Source organism: Demequina sp. NBRC 110053 (genome assembly GCF_002090095.1).
Lineage (GTDB): Bacteria > Actinomycetota > Actinomycetes > Actinomycetales > Demequinaceae > Demequina.
The window spans coordinates 940,808-957,490 of sequence record NZ_BBRJ01000002.1 but is presented as its reverse complement, the minus strand read 5'-3'; the positions used below and the strand labels follow the sequence as shown (position 1 = coordinate 957,490).

At 70.2% G+C, this 16,683-nt stretch carries 17 protein-coding genes and 1 riboswitch; of the genes, 9 read left to right on the top strand and 8 right to left on the bottom strand.

All coding sequences use genetic code 11. From position 1 onward, the window contains the following. Positions 1-117: 117 nt before the first annotated feature. The 4 genes from B7K22_RS04505 to dcd form a co-directional block, all read right to left on the bottom strand. Positions 118-813 carry an ABC transporter ATP-binding protein gene (locus B7K22_RS04505; RefSeq protein ID WP_084038726.1) on the bottom strand — a complete coding sequence of 232 codons (696 nt, stop codon included), beginning with the start codon at positions 811-813 and terminating at the stop codon, positions 118-120. Further along, positions 810-2,447, bottom strand: coding sequence for an iron ABC transporter permease (locus B7K22_RS04500; RefSeq protein ID WP_084038724.1), 1,638 nt, complete (start codon positions 2,445-2,447; stop codon positions 810-812). The genes B7K22_RS04505 and B7K22_RS04500 overlap by 4 nt, the downstream gene beginning before the upstream one ends. 31 nt (positions 2,448-2,478) lie before the next feature. Continuing rightward, on the bottom strand, positions 2,479-3,585 hold the full coding sequence (locus B7K22_RS04495; protein WP_084038722.1) for a thiamine ABC transporter substrate binding subunit: 1,107 nt from the start codon (positions 3,583-3,585) through the stop codon (positions 2,479-2,481). Between the two features lie 21 nt (positions 3,586-3,606). Continuing rightward, positions 3,607-3,734, bottom strand: a riboswitch (TPP riboswitch). 64 nt (positions 3,735-3,798) lie between these two features. Then, positions 3,799-4,374, bottom strand: a complete 576-nt coding sequence (gene dcd / locus B7K22_RS04490; RefSeq protein ID WP_084038720.1) for a dCTP deaminase — start codon at positions 4,372-4,374, stop codon at positions 3,799-3,801. A 148-nt stretch (positions 4,375-4,522) separates the two neighbouring features. Here dcd and B7K22_RS04485 point away from each other — a divergent pair, with 148 nt between their 5' ends. Continuing rightward, a complete protein-coding gene (locus B7K22_RS04485; protein ID WP_084038718.1) occupies positions 4,523-6,946 on the top strand; it encodes a GH36-type glycosyl hydrolase domain-containing protein in 2,424 nt (807 codons plus the stop codon). Between the two features lie 131 nt (positions 6,947-7,077). On the opposite strand, the gene B7K22_RS04480 is transcribed toward B7K22_RS04485, so the two are convergent. The 3 genes from B7K22_RS04480 to B7K22_RS04470 form a co-directional block, all read right to left on the bottom strand. Next, complete coding sequence (locus B7K22_RS04480; RefSeq protein WP_159448755.1) at positions 7,078-8,052, bottom strand: DUF4349 domain-containing protein; 975 nt, start codon at positions 8,050-8,052, stop codon at positions 7,078-7,080. 103 nt (positions 8,053-8,155) lie between these two features. Beyond that, positions 8,156-8,815 carry a TrkA family potassium uptake protein gene (locus tag B7K22_RS04475; RefSeq protein ID WP_084038714.1) on the bottom strand — a complete coding sequence of 220 codons (660 nt, stop codon included), beginning with the start codon at positions 8,813-8,815 and terminating at the stop codon, positions 8,156-8,158. Continuing rightward, on the bottom strand, positions 8,808-10,181 hold the full coding sequence (locus B7K22_RS04470; protein WP_144276230.1) for a TrkH family potassium uptake protein: 1,374 nt from the start codon (positions 10,179-10,181) through the stop codon (positions 8,808-8,810). The genes B7K22_RS04475 and B7K22_RS04470 overlap by 8 nt, the downstream gene beginning before the upstream one ends. 178 nt (positions 10,182-10,359) lie before the next feature. Between B7K22_RS04470 and B7K22_RS04465 the strand changes: the two genes are divergently transcribed. Together B7K22_RS04465 and B7K22_RS04460 are read left to right on the top strand one after the other, a co-directional pair. Further along, positions 10,360-10,599: a helix-turn-helix domain-containing protein gene (locus tag B7K22_RS04465; protein WP_084038710.1), complete on the top strand. Its 240-nt coding sequence runs from the start codon at positions 10,360-10,362 to the stop codon at positions 10,597-10,599. Positions 10,600-10,666: 67 nt separating this feature from the next. After that, positions 10,667-10,765 (top strand): 30S ribosomal protein bS22, encoded by a 99-nt coding sequence (locus tag B7K22_RS04460; RefSeq protein WP_005504750.1) that lies wholly within the window; start codon positions 10,667-10,669, stop codon positions 10,763-10,765. A gap of 210 nt (positions 10,766-10,975) precedes the next feature. Here B7K22_RS04460 and B7K22_RS04455 read toward each other — a convergent pair whose 3' ends face one another. Beyond that, positions 10,976-11,803 carry an HAD family phosphatase gene (locus B7K22_RS04455; protein ID WP_084038708.1) on the bottom strand — a complete coding sequence of 276 codons (828 nt, stop codon included), beginning with the start codon at positions 11,801-11,803 and terminating at the stop codon, positions 10,976-10,978. Between the two features lie 51 nt (positions 11,804-11,854). On the opposite strand from B7K22_RS04455, the gene B7K22_RS04450 reads away from it, so the two are divergent. The 6 genes from B7K22_RS04450 to ccsB are packed head-to-tail and all read left to right on the top strand — an operon-like array spanning position 11,855 to position 16,677. Further along, positions 11,855-12,091, top strand: a complete 237-nt coding sequence (locus B7K22_RS04450) for a glutaredoxin family protein (RefSeq protein ID WP_084038706.1) — start codon at positions 11,855-11,857, stop codon at positions 12,089-12,091. 21 nt (positions 12,092-12,112) lie between these two features. After that, positions 12,113-12,733, top strand: coding sequence for a histidine phosphatase family protein (locus B7K22_RS04445; RefSeq protein ID WP_084038704.1), 621 nt, complete (start codon positions 12,113-12,115; stop codon positions 12,731-12,733). After that, positions 12,730-13,314, top strand: a complete 585-nt coding sequence (locus tag B7K22_RS04440; protein WP_084038702.1) for a TlpA disulfide reductase family protein — start codon at positions 12,730-12,732, stop codon at positions 13,312-13,314. Before B7K22_RS04445 ends, B7K22_RS04440 begins: the two co-directional genes overlap by 4 nt. Continuing rightward, positions 13,314-14,087: a cytochrome c biogenesis CcdA family protein gene (locus tag B7K22_RS04435; protein ID WP_084038700.1), complete on the top strand. Its 774-nt coding sequence runs from the start codon at positions 13,314-13,316 to the stop codon at positions 14,085-14,087. The genes B7K22_RS04440 and B7K22_RS04435 overlap by 1 nt, the downstream gene beginning before the upstream one ends. Further along, the gene (locus B7K22_RS04430) at positions 14,087-15,715 is read left to right on the top strand and encodes a cytochrome c biogenesis protein ResB (RefSeq protein WP_084038698.1); all 1,629 of its coding nucleotides are present in this window, start codon (positions 14,087-14,089) and stop codon (positions 15,713-15,715) included. The genes B7K22_RS04435 and B7K22_RS04430 overlap by 1 nt, the downstream gene beginning before the upstream one ends. After that, the gene (gene ccsB / locus B7K22_RS04425; protein WP_084038696.1) at positions 15,712-16,677 is read left to right on the top strand and encodes a c-type cytochrome biogenesis protein CcsB; all 966 of its coding nucleotides are present in this window, start codon (positions 15,712-15,714) and stop codon (positions 16,675-16,677) included. The genes B7K22_RS04430 and ccsB overlap by 4 nt, the downstream gene beginning before the upstream one ends. The last annotated feature ends 6 nt before the right edge of the window (positions 16,678-16,683 follow it).

Below are 16,683 nucleotides of genomic sequence, written 5' to 3'. Positions count from 1 at the left end.
GCCGGCCGTCGAGCTGCCGCCCGCTCGGAACCGCGGTCCCGCTCGGGTTGGCCCGTGAGTTCGGGCACGGCCGATGCGCCGGCTGGGCCGCCGTCAGGGGCTCGGGGGACGACGGGCTCAGAGCAGGCGGCCGTCCGCCATGCGCAGCACGCGCGAGGCCATCACCTCGGCCTCCGCCGGGTCGTGCGTGACGACGATCGCTGCCGTGCCGGCCGCGGCCAGGATGTCGCGCACGTCCACCGCGAGCCGGGCGCGCAGATCCGCGTCGAGGGAGCTCAGCGGCTCGTCGAGCGCGAGCAGGCGCGGGCGCGGGGCGAGCGAGCGCGCGAGCGCGACGCGCTGGCGCTGGCCGCCGGACAGCTCGGTCACCGCGCGTGCGCCGTATCCCTCCAGGCCCACGAGGTCCAGCAGCTCCTCGACACGAGCCCTGCGCTCCTCGCGCGCGATCCCCGCCATCTCGAGCCCGAAGGCCACGTTGCGTGCGAGGGACCGATGCGGGAACAGCTGGCCGTCCTGGAACACCAGACCGAAGCCGCGCCTGTGCACCGGCACGGCGGTGACATCCGACCCGTCCCACAGGATGGCGCCGGCCGCGACCGGCACGATGCCGACGATCGCACCCAGCAGCGAGGACTTCCCGCAGCCCGACGGCCCCAGCAGCGCGACCGTCTCGCCGGGCGCGACGCTCAGCGTCGCGCCCTCGACGGCCACCACGGGTGGTGTCCCGGGGTACACGACCCGGACGTCTCGCACCTCGAGACCGGCCGGCGCCGAGCCCGCGCGCGACGCTGCATTCTGGGTCGAGTGGTTCATAGATCAGCTCCCACCTGCGTGCGCATGCGCTCGGACACCATCATGATCGCGGCCGTCATCGCGGCCAGCACCACCGCCGCCGCGAAGGCCATGCCGATGCTCTCGATGCCCGGCCTCCCGAGCAGCCGATAGATCGCCGTCGGCAGGGTGGGCCGGTCCGGGCGCGCGACGAACGTGGTCGCCCCGAACTCGCCCAACGCGATCGCGAAGGCGAACCCCACCGCCAGGCCGAACGCACGGCGCAGCAGCGGCCAGTCCACGCGGGTCCACACCCGCCAGGGCGATGCCCCCAGCGTCGCCGCTGCGAAGCGCAGACGGGGGTCGATCGCGCGCGCCGACGGCACCAGCGTGCGCACCACGAGCGGGAGCGCGACCACGGCCTGCGCCATGGCGACCAGCCACCACGAGCCCCGCAGGTCGATCCCGAGCACCGGCCGGTTGAGGGTCAGCAGCATGCCGAGGCCGACCACCACCGCGGACACGCCCAGCGGCAGCATCACCACCGCATCCAAGGCGCCCGACCGTCGCGAGCGGCGCGTCAGCAGCGCCGCCACGACCTGGCCGACCACGCACGCGACCGCGGCGGCGATGGCTGCCGTGACCAGCGAGTTCACGGCCGCCTGCGCGACGGATACCGGCAGCACCGTCCGGCCCGGCTCGCCGAACAGCGCCATGTAGTGGTCGAACCCGTGCCCGTCGAGGGTGCGCAGCGACCTCTCGACCAGGGCGTACATCGGCGCTGCCACCAGCACGCCCAGGGTGAGGAGGACGGGCGCGGCGACCCACGCATCGGCCCTCACGAACGGCCGGGTCCCGTCCAGCGAGCGACCCCCGAGCACCCGCTCGCGGCGGCGCCGCGCCGCCGCCGACAGCCACAGTGCGAGCGCGACGAACACGATCTGCAGAATCGACAGCACGGCCGCCGCCCGCAGGTCGAGGAACTGGTTCACCTGCAGGTAGATCTCGGTCTCCAGAGTGCGCACGCGCGTGCCGCCCAGCACCAGCACCACCCCGAAGGCGGTCGCGCAGAACAGGAAGACCACGGACGCGGCGGACGCGATCGCCGGCACGAGCGCGGGAAGGGTGACGTGCGCGAACACCCGTCGCCGGTCCGCGCCCAAGGTGGCGGCGGCGGCCGCGGTCGCCGGGTCGAGCCCCGCCCAGGCACCGCCCACGACGCGCACGACCACGGAGACGTTGTAGAACACGAGAGCGGCGATGATGGCCGCGACCGACTGGTCCAGCCCCAGGAGGCCGAGCGGGCCCGAGCGCCCCAGCAGCGCCGAGAACGCGGCGGCGACCACGATGGTCGGCAGCACGAACGGCACGGCGACGACGGCCCGGACCGCGCGCTGGCCACGCCACCGCAGCCGGTACAGCACGTACGCCCCAGGGACCCCAAGAAGGACCGAGCCCACCGTGCCAGCGGACGCCAGCAGCGCCGTCGTGACCACCGCATCGGCCGTGCGCGATGACGTGACGACCGCCCAGGTGCCCGCGACGTCGAACCCGCCGTCGAACAGGCCGTGCACCAGCACCGACCCGAGCGGCCACAGGAAGAACAGGCCGAGGAACGCGAGAGGAATCAGGGCCAGCAGCCACCAGCTGAGGGAATGGTGGGCGGCGGTCCTCATCGCGCTCCTCGGCCTGCGTTCATGACCGCGCCTAGTCGATGACGATCGACGTCCACTCCGCGATGTAGTCGTCGCGGTTCGCGGAGATCTGGGCGGGGTCCATCGTGATGGGGTCGTCCGCGAGCGGCGCGAACTCGGCCCACGCCTCGGGCACGTCGACGGACGAGGACACCGGGTAGACGTACATGTTGTCCGGCAGGTTCGCCTGGAACTCGTCGGACAGCATCCAGTCGACGACCGCCTGCCCGGCGGCGGGGTTCTCCGCTCCTTCGAGGACGCCGGCGTACTCGACCTGACGGAAGCAGGTGTCGAGGAGCGCGGCGGAGGTGGGCTCGCCGTCGATGACCTCGGACGGCGGGGACGAGGCGTAGGACAGCACCAGCGGGTAATCGCCCCCGTAGTTGGGCACCGAGAAGTCGACGAAGTAGGTGTCCGACCACGAGGCGGTCACGCGCACCTGGTTCTCGCGCAGCGCCTCCCAGTAGGAGGTCCAGTCGTCGCCCAGCTCCGCGACGGTCGCGAGCAGGAACGCGAGGCCAGGTGAGGAGGTCGCCGGGTTGGTGACGGACAGCAGGCCGTTGTACTGAGGATCGGACAGGGCGCCGATGGACTGCGGCACGTCGAGCCCCGACTCCTCGAACCACGCGATGTCGTAGTTGAGGCACACGTCGGAGTAGTCGATCGCGGTGAGCGCGCTGGAGCCGGCGATCGCGTACTGCGCGGCATCTGCTGCGGCGGGCGCGGTCGAGGTGTAGTCCGCGAACACGCCCTCGTCGATCGCGCGTGACGCGAAGGTGGTGTCGACGCCGTAGACCACGTCGCCGATGGGCGCGTCCTTGGTCAGGATCAGCTGGTTGACCAGCGCGCCGGCGTCGCCGGGTGCGGCGAACTCCACGGTCAGGCCGGTCTCGTCCTCGAAGGCGGCGAGAACCTCGTCCGGCACCGCGAACGAGTCGTGGGTGACGACGGTGACGGTCTGCCCGGTGAGGTCGGCACTCTCCGTCGGCGTGGGCTCGGCCGATGCGGGGGTGGGGTCCGCGCTCGTGTCGGGGCCCTCGTCGGCGTCCGTCGAGCAGGCGGCCATGGTGATGGTGGCGAGGGCGATGGCCCCCGCGGTGGTGGCACGCGCGATGCGCATGTGCTGCCTCCCATTGCTAGGAGGGGACGAGTCTCGACTCCCTACGCCGGAATCACCCGGATCAGGTTCGAGGGTCTGCGGCTGGTCCGCACTCTCAGCGCTCTGGTCCCCACCGGTCGTGGTCGGGAAGCGCTCCCCTGTCGTGTCCGGCCAGCATAGCGCCCATGCGCGAGCCGGCCGTCGCGGGTGCGCCGCTCGATGCGGCGGCGCCGGCTACACGTCGGTGCGGTGGAAGTTTTGGAAGGACCGGCTCGCGGTGGGGCCGCGCTGGCCGCGGTAATGGGATCCGTAGGCGGAGGACCCGTAGGGGTGCTCGGCCGCGGAGGACAGCCGGAAGAAGCACAGCTGGCCGATCTTCATGCCGGGCCACAGGTTGATGGGCAGGGTCGCCATGTTGGACAGCTCGAGGGTGACGTTGCCCTCGAAGCCCGGGTCGATGAAGCCAGCGGTGGAGTGGGTGAGGAGACCCAGACGCCCGAGCGAGGACTTGCCCTCGAGACGCGCGGCAATGTCGTCGGGCAGCTCGACGGACTCGTAGGTCGATCCCAGCACGAACTCGCCGGGGTGGAGGACGAAGGGGCCGTCCTCCTTCACCTCGACCAGGCGGGTGAGCTCTGGCTGCTCCGCGCTCGGGTCGATGGCGGCGTACTTGTGGTTGTCGAACACGCGGAAGTACTTGTCGAGCCGCACGTCGATGGACGACGGCTGGATCATGTCCGGCTCGTAGGGGTCGAGCGTGACGCGCCCGTCCTCGATCTCGGCCCGGATGTCCCTGTCGGAGAGCAGCATGCGCCCACGCTACCGGGTGTCGGGTGGCGCAGACGGGGGCGCGAGGACGCTGAGGAGCGGAGACTGGAGGGGAAGCGGTGCATCTAAACGTTTCGATGTCGGCTAGAGTGAGACCCGCTCGGCCCGTATCCCTGGAAGGCAGCACCCCATGCAGTTCGGTCACTTCGATGACGAAGCCCGCGAGTACGTGATCACCACGCCGCACACGCCCTACCCCTGGATCAACTATCTGGGGTCCCAGGAGTTCTTCGGGCTCGTGTCACACACGGCCGGTGGGTACTGCTTCTACCGCGACGCGAAGATGCGCCGCCTCACGCGCTACCGCTACAACAACGTGCCCGTGGACGATGGCGGCCGGTACTTCTCGATCAACGACGGCGGCGACGTGTGGAGCCCGTCCTACCGGCCGTACAAGAAGGACCTCGACCGCTTCGAGACGCGCCACGGCATGGGCTACACCCGCATCACGGGCGAGCGCGGCGGACTCGAGGCGAGCGTGCTGCTGTTCGTGCCGGTGGACGTCAACGCGGAGATCCACCAGGTCACGCTGACCAACCGCACGGATGGGCCCAAGAGCGTGGACCTGTTCAGCTTCATCGAGTTCTGCCTGTGGAACGCCGAGGACGACCAGACCAACTACCAGCGCAACTTGTCGATCGGCGAGGTCGAGGTCGAGGACGGCGCGATCTTCCACAAGACCGAGTACCGCGAGCGCCGCGACCACTACGCGGTCTACGGCGTGAACGCGCCCGTCGCGGGCTTCGACACCGACCGCGACGCATACCTGGGCTTCGGCAACGGCTTCCATGAGGCCGCCGTGCCGCACGCGGGCGAGGCCACCAACTCGGTGGCGTCCGGCTGGTACCCCATCGGCTCGCACCACCTCAAGGTCGAGCTCGCGCCGGGCGAGGCCAAGCAGTACACCTTCGTGCTGGGCTACCTCGAGAACGACCGCGACGACAAGTGGGAGGCACCCGGCGTCATCAACAAGACGGGCGCTCGCGAGCTGCTCGCACGATTCGACGACAACGCGAAGACGGACGCCGAGTTCGCGCGGCTGAACCAGTACTGGGACGACCTGCTGGGCTCGTACACGGTCGAGTCCGGCGACGAGAAGCTCGACCGCATGGTCAACATCTGGAACCAGTACCAGTGCATGGTGACCTACAACATGTCTCGGTCGGCCTCGTACTTCGAGACGGGCATGGGCCGCGGGATGGGCTTCCGCGACTCCTCGCAGGACCTCCTGGGCTTCGTGCACCTGGTGCCGGAGCGCGCCCGCGAGCGCATCATCGACATCGCGTCCACCCAGTTCGAGGACGGCAGCGCCTACCACCAGTACCAACCGCTCACCAAGCGCGGGAACCACACGCTGGGCTCGGGCTTCAACGACGACCCGCTGTGGCTGATCCTCGGCGTCGCGGCCTACATCAAGGAGACCGGCGACTTCGCGATCCTCGACGAGCAGGTGCCGTTCGACAACGACGAGTCCACGGCCGCGAGCCTCATGGAGCACCTTCGGCGCAGCTTCGACCACCCGCTCGAGAAGGCCGGCCCCCACGGCCTGCCGCTGATCGGGCGCGCGGACTGGAACGACTGCCTCAACCTCAACTGCTTCTCCACGGAGCCCGGCGAGTCCTTCCAGACCACGGGCAACAAGACCGGCGGCGTCGCTGAGTCCGTCTTCATCGCGGGCATGTTCTGCGCGATCGGCCCGGAGTACGCCGCGCTGGCCCGCCGGCGAGGAGACGACGCCGAGGCCGATCGCGCGGAGGCGGCAGTCGAGCGGATGCGGGCCGCCGTGGTCGAGCACGGCTGGGACGGCGCGTGGTTCCGCCGCGCCTACGACTACTACGGCAACCCTGTGGGGTCGAGCGAGAACGAGGACGGCCAGATCTGGATCGAGCCCCAGGGCTACTGCGTCATGGGCGGCATCGGCCTCGAGGACGGCAAGGCCGTCCAGGCCCTCGACTCGGTGCGCGAGCGGCTCAACACGCCGCACGGGATCGTGCTGCTCAACCCGGCGTTCCAGGAGTACCACGTCGAGCTGGGCGAGGTGACGAGCTACCCGCCGGGCTACAAGGAGAACGCGGGCATCTTCTGCCACAACAACCCGTGGGTGATCATCGCGGAGACCATCGTGGGCCGCGCGGAGCAGGCTTGGGAGTACTACAAGCAGATCGCGCCCGCGTACCGCGAGGAGATCTCCGAGGTCCACCGCCTCGAGCCCTACGTGTATGCCCAGATGATCGCCGGCAAGGACGCCGAGCGCCACGGAGAGGCCAAGAACTCGTGGCTCACGGGCACCGCCTCGTGGAACTTCGTCACGGTCTCGCAGCACCTGCTGGGAGTGCGCGCGGACTATGACGGCCTCGTGGTCGACCCGTGCATCGGCGCCGAGATCGCGGAGTACACGGTGCGCCGGCAGATCCGCGGAGCCGAGTACGTCATCACGGTGACCAACTCTGGCGGCAAGGGTGCGGTCCTGACGGTGAACGGCGAGCCCATCGAGGGTTCGCTGGTGCCGTATGCCGAGCCCGGGTCCGTGGTGCAGGTGACCGCGACCGTCTGACGACATCGACGGGCCCTGCTGGTCGCTTCTCGCTCATCTACGCGCTCAGGCGCGCGAGTTGGGCCCAACTCGCGCACGAAGCACGGATGGTGAGCGAGAATCGACCACCACGCTGAGGGCCGATGCGCGGGTCAGGTCGAGCTGCGGTCGTTCGCGTGAGGAGCGGCGTCCGTGGGGCCCGACGCGGGCATCTCGGCCCGGCGCAGCTTTCGGGCACGCATGGCGCGCACGATGGCGAGGACCACAGCGGCCACGACGGCGAGCAGCACGAGCCACGGCAGGAGCACGCCGACCACCACGAGCAGGCCGGACAGGAACCCGACGAGTCCAGCCCAGCCGGCGACCAGTCCGTCCCAGAACGAGCGGGGATCGTCGTCGACGATGACCGCGGGCTCGGTGGTGAGCGACAGGTGGATGGTGGACATCGACACGGCGTCGTCAAGGCCGCGCTGGCGCGCCTCGAGGCTCTCGAGCTCGGCCTGACGGCTCGCGAGCTCGTCCTCCAGCTTGATGATGTCCGCGATGTCCTCCGCCTCGACCAGCAGGGACTCGATGCGCTGCGTCGACGCGCGCAAGGTGGAGACCTGCGCCTCGAGGTCCGTCACCTCGTTGGTGACGTCGGCGTTGCTGGTGCTGAACCGGTCGACGTCGCCAAGGCCCCGCAGGTCGTCGACCACCGCGTCGAGGTCGCCCGAGGGGATGCGGAGCGTCATCGAGGCCGAGCCGCCGAAGTTCTCGCTCGGCGCCTCCTCGTCGCGCGCGTCGATCCGACCGCCAGCGCCTTGGACCACGTCGGCCACCTCATCCGCAGCGGCGATGGGGTCGTCGACCGTGATGTACATCTCGCCGGTCACGATGATCGATCGGCCGGCATCCGGCACGGGGTCGCCGCCCGACTCCTCGCCCGTGTCGTATGCCGCGTCGCGGTCGGCCTCGAACCCGCCGGCGTCGCCGCCCTCGGCGTAGGCCGCGTCGGAGGCCGACATCTCCGCCCCGTCGCTCGAGGAGCATGCCGCGAGGAGCAGCACGACCATGATGGCGGCGGTCGCGGCGACGAGCCAGGCTGGGACGGCGCTGCGTCGGGCCGTCGGCTGATGCGTGATCATGGCGCTCATAGTAGGGAGACGGACACGGCGCCGGAACAGTTGGGTCGCGCCTGGTATCAAAGCGTGACCCGGCCCCCGCATCGGCCGTTCTGGCAGAGCGTGCCTACGGCCGGTTGGCGAACCGCATCACGAGGTCCTCGTCACCGCCGATGACCAGCACGTCGTCGGGGTGGACCACCGTGGCCTTGCGCCCGTACTCGAACTCACCGTCGGGGGACATGACGCCGATGACCTGGATCCCGTACTTGTCGCGCAGCTGCAGGTCAGCGAGCGAGAAGTTGTGCGTCTCCTTGGGCGGGCTCATCTTGACGATGGAGAACGACTCGTCGATCTCGATGTAATCGAGCATGCGGCCGCCCACCTGGTGGGCCACGCGGTTGCCCGACTCGGACTCCGGCAGCACCACGTGATGGGCGCCGATGCGCCTCAGGATCTTGCCGTGCTCCTCCGAGATGGCCTTCGCCCAGATCTCGGGCACGTTCGCGTCGACGAGGTTGCCGGTGATGAGCACGGACGCCTCGAGCGAGGTGCCGACGCCGACCACCGCGGCTCCGAAGTCCTCGACGCCCGCCTGCTCGAGCGCGAGGGGGTCCGATGCGTCCGCCTCCACGACGGGGAAGAGCTTGGAGTAGCGCTCGACCAGTGCAGGGTCCCGCTCGATGGCGAGGACCTCCTGGTCCATGCTGTCGAGCGCGTTGGCCAGGGCGGATCCAAAGCGTCCGAGTCCGATGACGAGCACGCCGGTGGCGGTGGGGTTAGCCAATGATCGGCCTTTCTGACGGGTAGCGGATCACGCGCCGCTGCTTGTTCAACGCTAGCGCCGCGGCGATGGTGAGGGAGCCAACGCGGCCCAGGTACATCATCGCGATGAGCGTGCCCTTCGCCTCGGGCGGCAGCGTGCTGGTGATGCCGGTCGACAGGCCGCACGTCGCATACGCGGACACCACCTCGTAGAGGGAGCGGTCGAGGGGGATGTCGGTCTGCGCCATGAACACCGTTGTGCCGACGATCACCATGAACAGGGAGATCAGGGTGATGGCGATGGCGCCGCGCAGCACCTCGGTGCCGATGCGCTTGCCGAAGGCCTCCATGTCGCGCCGGCCCCGAGCCTCCGCCCAGATCGCGAGCAGCAGCACCGCGAGGGTCGTGACGCGGATGCCTCCGGCGGTCGATCCGGACCCGCCGCCGATGAACATCAGCACGTCCTCGAGCAGCCAGGTCTGCTCGCGCGCGTCGCCGATGTCGAAGGAGTTGAAGCCTCCCGAGCGCTGGTTCACCGACTGGAAGAAGATGTTGCCGATGGTCTTGCCGGAGGAGTGGTCGCCCAGCGTGTCCGGGTTGGACCACTCGAAGATCGCGAGCAGGCCCGCGGACACGATGGACAGCGCGGTGACCATGATCAGCGTGAGCTTGGTGTGCAACGACCACTTCCGAGGCTGGCGCCAGCCTCGCACCAGGTTGAGGTAGACGGGATAGCCCAGGGCGCCGACGAACACCCCGAGCCCGATGGGCACGAGCATCCACAGGTCGCCGGCGTAGGGGATGAGTCCCACGGGGTCCGGGCTGAAGCCCGCGTTGTTGAACGCGGAGATCGCGTAGAACGACGAGTACCCGAAGGACTTCGCGACCCCGTAGTCGAGCGTGAGGAAGCGCGGCAGCAGGATCAGGAAGATGACGATCTCGACGCTGAAGGACACGATCACGACCGTCTTCAGCAGCGAGCGAAGGTCGCCCAGGCCCGCCGCTCGGGCCTCGCCGGCCGCGAGGATCCGCTGGGTGAGTCCGATCCGCCTGGACACCGCCAGGCCCACGAGCGACGCGAGCGTCATGATCCCCAGGCCGCCCACCTTGATGCCGACCGCGATGATCGTCAGTCCCCACGGCGACCAGTAGGTGCCGGTGTCGACCGTCACCAGGCCCGTCACGCAGACCGCGGACGTGGCGGTGAAGAGGGCGTCGATGAACGGGGCGCGCACCCCCTCGGCCGTGGCCGCCGGCAGCGACAGCAGTCCCGTGAACAGCAGGATGACGAGCGCGAAGCTGCCGAGCGCGAGGCGCGCGGGGGACAGGAGGACGGTGCGGTCGAACCAATCGCCTGCGGCGGCTCGCGCCTCGCGCAGCGTGTCCATGCGACTCCTCATCCTCGGGCCACGGCCCCGGCGGGCTGCGACAGGGCAGGCAAAGCCCGCCTTCTCTCATCATCGGCAGGTTTAACACACTTCACAACTGTCACTTCTGCCACTACAGTTGAAGCGGCGGACGGCCGATACATCTGCCGATCGCACATTGAGGGAGACAGGACACCGCATGGCAGACAATGGCGCGTCGCGCACCACGTTCCTCACCGTGGCCGAAGTGGCGCAGATGCTGCGTGTGTCCCGCATGACGGTGTACCGCTGGGTGCACGCCGGCGACATGCCCGCCGTTCGCTTCGGACGCTCCTTCCGCGTCCCCGCCGCTGCGGTCGCGACCTTCATGGAGCAGGCCGAGCTGCAGGGCGGCTTCCCGGCCCAGGATGACGACCGGCGCTCCGGCACGGTAGGCTAGGTCGCTGTCTGTCGCGTCCAGCGCGCACTGGACGCCGTAGCACCATCGTCTATCCGAGGTAGGTTCCGTGGGTTCCGTCATCAAGAAGCGTCGCAAGCGCATGTCGAAGAAGAAGCACCGCAAGCTCCTTCGCAAGACGCGCCACCAGCGCCGCAACAAGAAGTAGCGTCCCGCCGGGCAGGTCCCGGCCGCACGCACGCGCACGCCCGTGTCACCCCATGGTGGCGCGGGCGTCGTCGCGCCTGGGGCGTGAAGCCGGCAAGCGCATCGGCCCTCCTGGTGGTCGATTCTCGTTCACCAACCGCCCCTGGATGCGCGAGTTGGGCCCAACTCGCGCGCCTCAGGCACTGAGACGAGCGAGAACACTCCACCAGGGCTAGGCGCCGCGGCGAACGATGCTGCGCCAGATCGACCGCCCGCACGCGCGCAGTCCGCGTGCGACCGCGAGGAACGCCCAGACGGCGCCGGTGATCGACGCCTTGACCACGCCGCGCCTGCCCGACTTGCGGCGCTTGCGGAACTCCTGGATGGGCCAGCCGTGCTGCACGGCCTGGCGCCGCAGGCGCGCATCGGGGTTGATGGCCGTGGGGTGGCCGACGGCCTCGAGCATCGGTCCGTCGTTGGTCGAGTCGCCGTACGCGTAGGAGCGCGCCAGGTCGAGCCCGCGCTCCTCGGCGAGCTTCTGGACCGCGGCCGCCTTGGCCTCGCGGTGCAGCATGTCGCCCACCATGCGCCCCGTGTAGTAGCCGCCCTCCTGCTCCGCGACCGTGCCCAGGGCTCCCGTCACGCCCAGGCGCCGCGCGATGACCCGCCCCACCTCGATGGGGGAGGCCGTGACGAGCCACACCTCGTGGCCCTGCGCGAGGTGGCCGTCGATGATCCTCTTCGTCCCCGGGAAGATGCGCAGCGCGAGGACCTCGTCGTAGACCTCCTCGCCCACGGCGTTCATCTCCGCGGCGGACCAGCCCTTGATGATCGACAGGCCCTCGGAGCGGAGGTCGTCGATCTGCTCCTTGTTCTCGCCGAACATCGAGTACTTGGCGGACTCCCAGCCGAAGCGCAGGATGTCCCGTTTGCGCAGGTAGCCGCGCTGATGGAGGCCCCGGGCGATGTGATAGGCCGAGGCGCCTCGGACGATCGTGTTGTCCACGTCGAAGAACGCTGCGATGCGCGTCGCGGCGCCATCGGTGTCGGGGCCAGTCACCGTGCCAGCCTATGCGACGGGGCGCGGCCCACCCGCACGTATTCTGGGCGCATGCCCGCCCGTGTGAGCCTCATCACTCGCGAGGGCTGCCATCTGTGCGCCGATGCGCGGGCTGTGGTGGCGTCCGTGTGCTCGGCCGCGGGGGTCGAGTGGCGTGAGGTGGACGTGGACGCGCACGCTCGGCTCGCGGAGCGGTTCGCCGAGGAGGTGCCGGTGGTCATCGTCGACGGCCAGGTGGTGGGCTTCTGGCGGATCGACGCGGACAGGCTCCGTTCCGCGCTGGCGTGACCCTGCGCGACAATAGACGCCATGCCCACGGTCCACCTGCTGCGTCACGGCCACGTCCACAACCCGGACAAGGTCCTGTACGGGCGCCTGCCGGAGTTCCGGCTGTCGGACGCCGGCCAGGCGATGGCGCAGGCCGTGGCGGACGACCTGGTGGCGCGCGAGGTCCCGGTGGGACGCGTGATCGCCTCCCCCCTGCTGCGCGCACAGCAGACCGCCGCGCCCATCGCCGCGGCCTTCGGTCTCGAGATCGCCACCGAGGACCGGATCATCGAGGCCCTCAACGCGTACGAGGGACGGCCGGTCCAGTCCGGCGCCAAGGACTTCCTGCGACCCAGCGACTGGTGGCTCCTGCGCAACCCGTGGCGCCCCTCGTGGGGAGAGCCGTACACCGAGCAGCGCGAGCGCATGTGGGCCGCGATTCGCGATGCCGTCGCCGCGAACCCCGACTCCGACACCGTCATGGTCAGTCATCAGCTTCCGATCTGGGTGGCTCGGCTCAGCTACGAGCAGCGCCGGTACCTGCACGACCCGCGCTCGCGCGAGTGCGGGCTCGCGTCGCTCACGAGCTTCCGCTTCGAAGGTGGCGAGCCGGTGGCGCTGTCGTACAGCGAGCCCGCCGCCCACATCGAGGTGCCCGCGTGAAGCGCAGCGCCCGCCTGGTGGTGCTCGCTGCCATCGTGATCGCCGTGGTGCTGTGGCTCGCGGCCTGCGCGCCGGGCGACGCCGCGGAGAGCCCCGGGTATGTGTCCGGCGACGGCACCGTCACCGAGTTCGACGAGGCCTCGCGGGGCGAGCCCCTCGACCTCACGGGCACGAGCTTCGAGGGCGACGAGGTCGACGTCGCGGACTACCGCGGCCAGGCGGTGCTGCTCAACACCTGGTACGCGGCGTGCCCGCCGTGCCGCGCGGAGGCGCCCGACCTCGTCGCCGCCGATGAGCGCGACGACGTCCAGGTGATCGGCATCAACAGCAGGGACGACGCGGAGACGGCGCAGGCCTTCGATCGCACCTTCTCCGTCGAATACCCGAGCATCGACGACGGCGACGGCAAGGCGACGGCGCAGCTGCAGGGCCTGGTGTCGATCAATGCCGTGCCGACCTCGTTGATCCTCGATGCGGAGGGACGGCTGGCCGCGCGCATCGTCGGCCGGGTCGAGCCGTCGACGCTGACCGCGCTGCTCGATGCGGCCGCCGGCAGCAGTGAGTCAGGGGCCGCCGGCTGATGCCCGGCGCGCTTGCGAGCGGTATCGGCTCCGACTTCGCCTCGCAGATTCTGACCGGCTCGCTCCTCGCCGCCATCCCCATCGCGCTCCTCGCGGGGCTCGTCAGCTTCGCCTCTCCGTGCGTGGTGCCTCTCGTACCCGGATACCTGGGCTACGTCTCGGGCATGGCGGGGGCCGATGCGGGGGGCAGGTCCTCTCGACCTCGCCTGGTGCTCGGGGTGCTGCTGTTCATCCTGGGCTTCTCCGCAGTGTTCGTCACCTTGAGCATCGTCGTCACGGCGGCGGGCGCGCAGTATCGCGAGCAGCTCGAGATCGTCACCCGGGTGCTGGGAGTGCTGGTGATCCTGCTGGGCCTCGCCTTCATGGGCGCGGTGCCGTTCCTGCAGAACGAGCGCCGCCTGCACGTGAGCCCCAAGGCCGGCCTCGCGGGCGCGCCGCTGCTCGGGATCGTGTTCGGGCTGGGGTGGGCCCCATGCCTCGGCCCGACCCTGGGCGCGGTGCTGACGCTGGGCCTCAACGAGGGAACCGTCGTGCGCGGGTCAGTGCTCGCGGTGGTCTACTGCCTGGGGCTCGGCCTGCCCTTCCTCGCGCTCGCGATCTGGTTCGAGCGCTCCAAGCCGGTGCTCGCATGGCTGCGCCGCCACCGCCGCGGCCTGCAGCTGCTCGGCGGCGCCATGCTGATCGTGCTGGGCATGCTGCTCGTCACGGGGCTGTGGGCGGAGCTGACGAGTCTGCTGCAGGGCTGGATCGACGGCTTCTGGGTGGCCGTGTGATGGCTCGCGTCAAGATCGACAACTACGCCTACGCGAACGTCCCCCGCCTGGGACTCACCGGCTGGCTGCGGTGGATCTGGCGTCAGGTCACCTCGATGCGCGTCGCGCTCATCCTGCTGCTCCTACTCGCGCTCGCGTCGATCCCCGGCTCGGTGCTCCCGCAGTGGCCGCAGGACGCCGCCAACACGCAGGGATTCATCGACGAGAACCCCTTCTGGGGTCCGCTGCTCGACCGGCTGGGCTTCCTCGACGTGTTCGGGTCCGCGTGGTTCACCGCGATCTACCTGCTCCTGTTCGCCTCGCTCATCGGCTGCATCGTGCCGCGCTGCCTGGTCTACTGGCGCGAGCTGCGCGCCCCGATCCCGGCTGCCCCCAGCCGGCTCGACCGCTACGAGCCCACGACCGCCGAGCTGGACGTGGAGGCACAGGCGGCCCTCGCATCGGCCCGTCGCAGTCTCGAGGGCTCGGGTCCCCAGCCGTGGCGCTGGGCGCGCGGCTACCGCGTGCGCATCGACGAGCGCGAGGGACGCGAGGGTGCCGAGCTCGCGCTGTCCGCCCACCAGGGCCATGTGCGCGAGCTGGGCAATCTGATCTTCCACGTGTCGCTGGTCGCGATCCTGATCTGCATGGCGACGGGCGCGATGCTGACCTACCGCGGCCAGGCGCTGATCGTCGTGGGCGACACCTTCACCAACGCGGTGGTCGCCTACGACTCCTACGAGTCCGGGGCGCTGTTCAGCGAGGGCCAGCTCGAGCCGTGGACGCTCACGCTCGACCAGTTCGACGCCGAGTTCGACCTCGTGGGCCTGCCCACGGAGTTCACAGCCCACGCCACTCTCACGGAGCCGGGCAAGGAGCCGCGCGAGGTCGAGTCCCAGGTGAACCGCCCGATCCAGGTGGAGGGAGCCAAGATCTACCTGCAGGGCAACGGCTACGCCCCGGTGTTCTCCATCACGGACTCGGACGGCAACGTCGCCTTCCGCGACGCCGTTCCGTTCCTTCCGCAGGACGACGTCTACACCTCGACCGGAGTCATCAAGGTGCCGGATGTCACGAGCGGCGAGCAGCTGGGCTTCACTGCCACGCTGCTGCCCACCGCGGTGGCCGACGGCGACTCCGCGCAGTCCCTGCACCCCTCGCCCACCAACCCCGTGATCTATCTCCGCGCCTACACCGGGGACCTGGGTCTGGACGACGGCGTGCCGCAGAACGTCTACGAGCTCGATGAATCGCAGCTCAGCCCCCTGCGCGGCGACGACGGCCAGCCGCTCGTGGTGGAGATGGAGCTGGGCGACACCATCGAGCTGCCCGACGGCCTCGGCACGGTCACGTGGGAGGAGCTGCCGCGCTTCGCGGCCTTCGACCTGCGCCGCGACCCGACGCTGCCATGGCTCCTGGGCTCGGCCATCGGCGCCCTGGTGGGCCTGTCGATGAGCCTGTTCGCGCCGCGCCGCCGCATCTGGCTCGTCGCCCCGGTGAATCCCGCGGAGGGCCAGAAGACTACAGTGGTGACGGCGGCCGCCTGGGCTCCCGCGCACGACGCTGGCGTGCGCGACGATCTCGAGCGGGTGCTCGCCCAGACGTCGGGCACCTCGCCCGCCGTCGCACCGACCCCGGAGGAACGATGACCGCCCAGGAGCTCAGCTGGCTCGCGCTGTGGGGCGCCGTCGCGCTGTACGCCATCGCGATGGTCGCCTCCTCGGTCCACCTCGCGCGCGTCGCGGATGCCAAGGTCGCGGCCAAAGCCCGTGCCAAGGCGGCCGTCGCCGTCGGTGGACCTGCGGACGAGAGCCCAGCGGGCGCATCGGCGGCGCGTCCTGACGCCGCGCCCGAGCCGCGCGTGCGATCCAGGGCCGCCGGCATCGCGAAGTCGACGACGCTCGTGGGCGCGATCCTCAACGGCGTGGGCGTGGTCGCCCGCGGCGTCGAGGCCGGGCACGCCCCGTGGTCGACCATGTACGAGTACACGATCACCGGCACCTTCGTCGCCGTCGTGGTCTTCCTCATCGTGCAGAGCCGGCGCGACGTGTCCTACCTCGCGCCGGGAGTGACCGGCTTCGCGACCATCGCGCTGGGCATCGGCATGACGGTGCTGTACGAGGCCTCGACGGGACTGCGCCCCGCGCTGCAGAGCTTCTGGCTCGTGGTGCACGTGTCGATCGCGATCATCGCCACGGGCGTCCTGATCGTCGGCGCCGTCGCGACGGTCCTGCAGCTCATGCGCGACTACCGAGACAACGGCACGGCGTGGCTGCAGCCCTTCCGCTGGCTCGAGGCCGTGCCGTCGCCTGCCACGCTCGAGGCCCTCGCCTTCCGCCTGCACGCCGTGGGCTTCGTGCTGTGGACCTTCACCGTGATGGCCGGCGCCGTGTGGGCCGAGCACTCGTGGGGCCGCTACTGGGGCTGGGACCCCAAGGAGGTGTGGTCCTTCGTCATCTGGGTGATCTACGCCGCCTACCTGCACGCGCGCACCACCCAGGGCTGGGCTGGCCGTCGCAGCGCCGTGCTCGCGCTCATCGGGTTCGTCGCCCTCATCATGAACTTCACGGTGGTCAACATCTACTTCCAGGGCATGCACACGTACGCGTGACCCGGT

Coding starts and splice junctions, on each gene's coding strand:
- B7K22_RS04430 (WP_084038698.1), top strand. CDS start 14,087: ATGGCTCGCGTCAAGATCGACAACTACGCCTACGCGAACGTCCCCCGC.
- B7K22_RS04500 (WP_084038724.1), bottom strand. CDS start 2,447: ATGAGGACCGCCGCCCACCATTCCCTCAGCTGGTGGCTGCTGGCCCTG.
- dcd (WP_084038720.1), bottom strand. CDS start 4,374: ATGCTGCTCTCCGACAGGGACATCCGGGCCGAGATCGAGGACGGGCGC.
- B7K22_RS04485 (WP_084038718.1), top strand. CDS start 4,523: ATGCAGTTCGGTCACTTCGATGACGAAGCCCGCGAGTACGTGATCACC.
- B7K22_RS04495 (WP_084038722.1), bottom strand. CDS start 3,585: ATGCGCATCGCGCGTGCCACCACCGCGGGGGCCATCGCCCTCGCCACC.
- B7K22_RS04445 (WP_084038704.1), top strand. CDS start 12,113: ATGCCCACGGTCCACCTGCTGCGTCACGGCCACGTCCACAACCCGGAC.
- B7K22_RS04480 (WP_159448755.1), bottom strand. CDS start 8,052: ATGATCACGCATCAGCCGACGGCCCGACGCAGCGCCGTCCCAGCCTGG.
- B7K22_RS04470 (WP_144276230.1), bottom strand. CDS start 10,181: ATGGACACGCTGCGCGAGGCGCGAGCCGCCGCAGGCGATTGGTTCGAC.
- B7K22_RS04435 (WP_084038700.1), top strand. CDS start 13,314: ATGCCCGGCGCGCTTGCGAGCGGTATCGGCTCCGACTTCGCCTCGCAG.
- B7K22_RS04505 (WP_084038726.1), bottom strand. CDS start 813: ATGAACCACTCGACCCAGAATGCAGCGTCGCGCGCGGGCTCGGCGCCG.
- B7K22_RS04450 (WP_084038706.1), top strand. CDS start 11,855: ATGCCCGCCCGTGTGAGCCTCATCACTCGCGAGGGCTGCCATCTGTGC.
- ccsB (WP_084038696.1), top strand. CDS start 15,712: ATGACCGCCCAGGAGCTCAGCTGGCTCGCGCTGTGGGGCGCCGTCGCG.
- B7K22_RS04465 (WP_084038710.1), top strand. CDS start 10,360: ATGGCAGACAATGGCGCGTCGCGCACCACGTTCCTCACCGTGGCCGAA.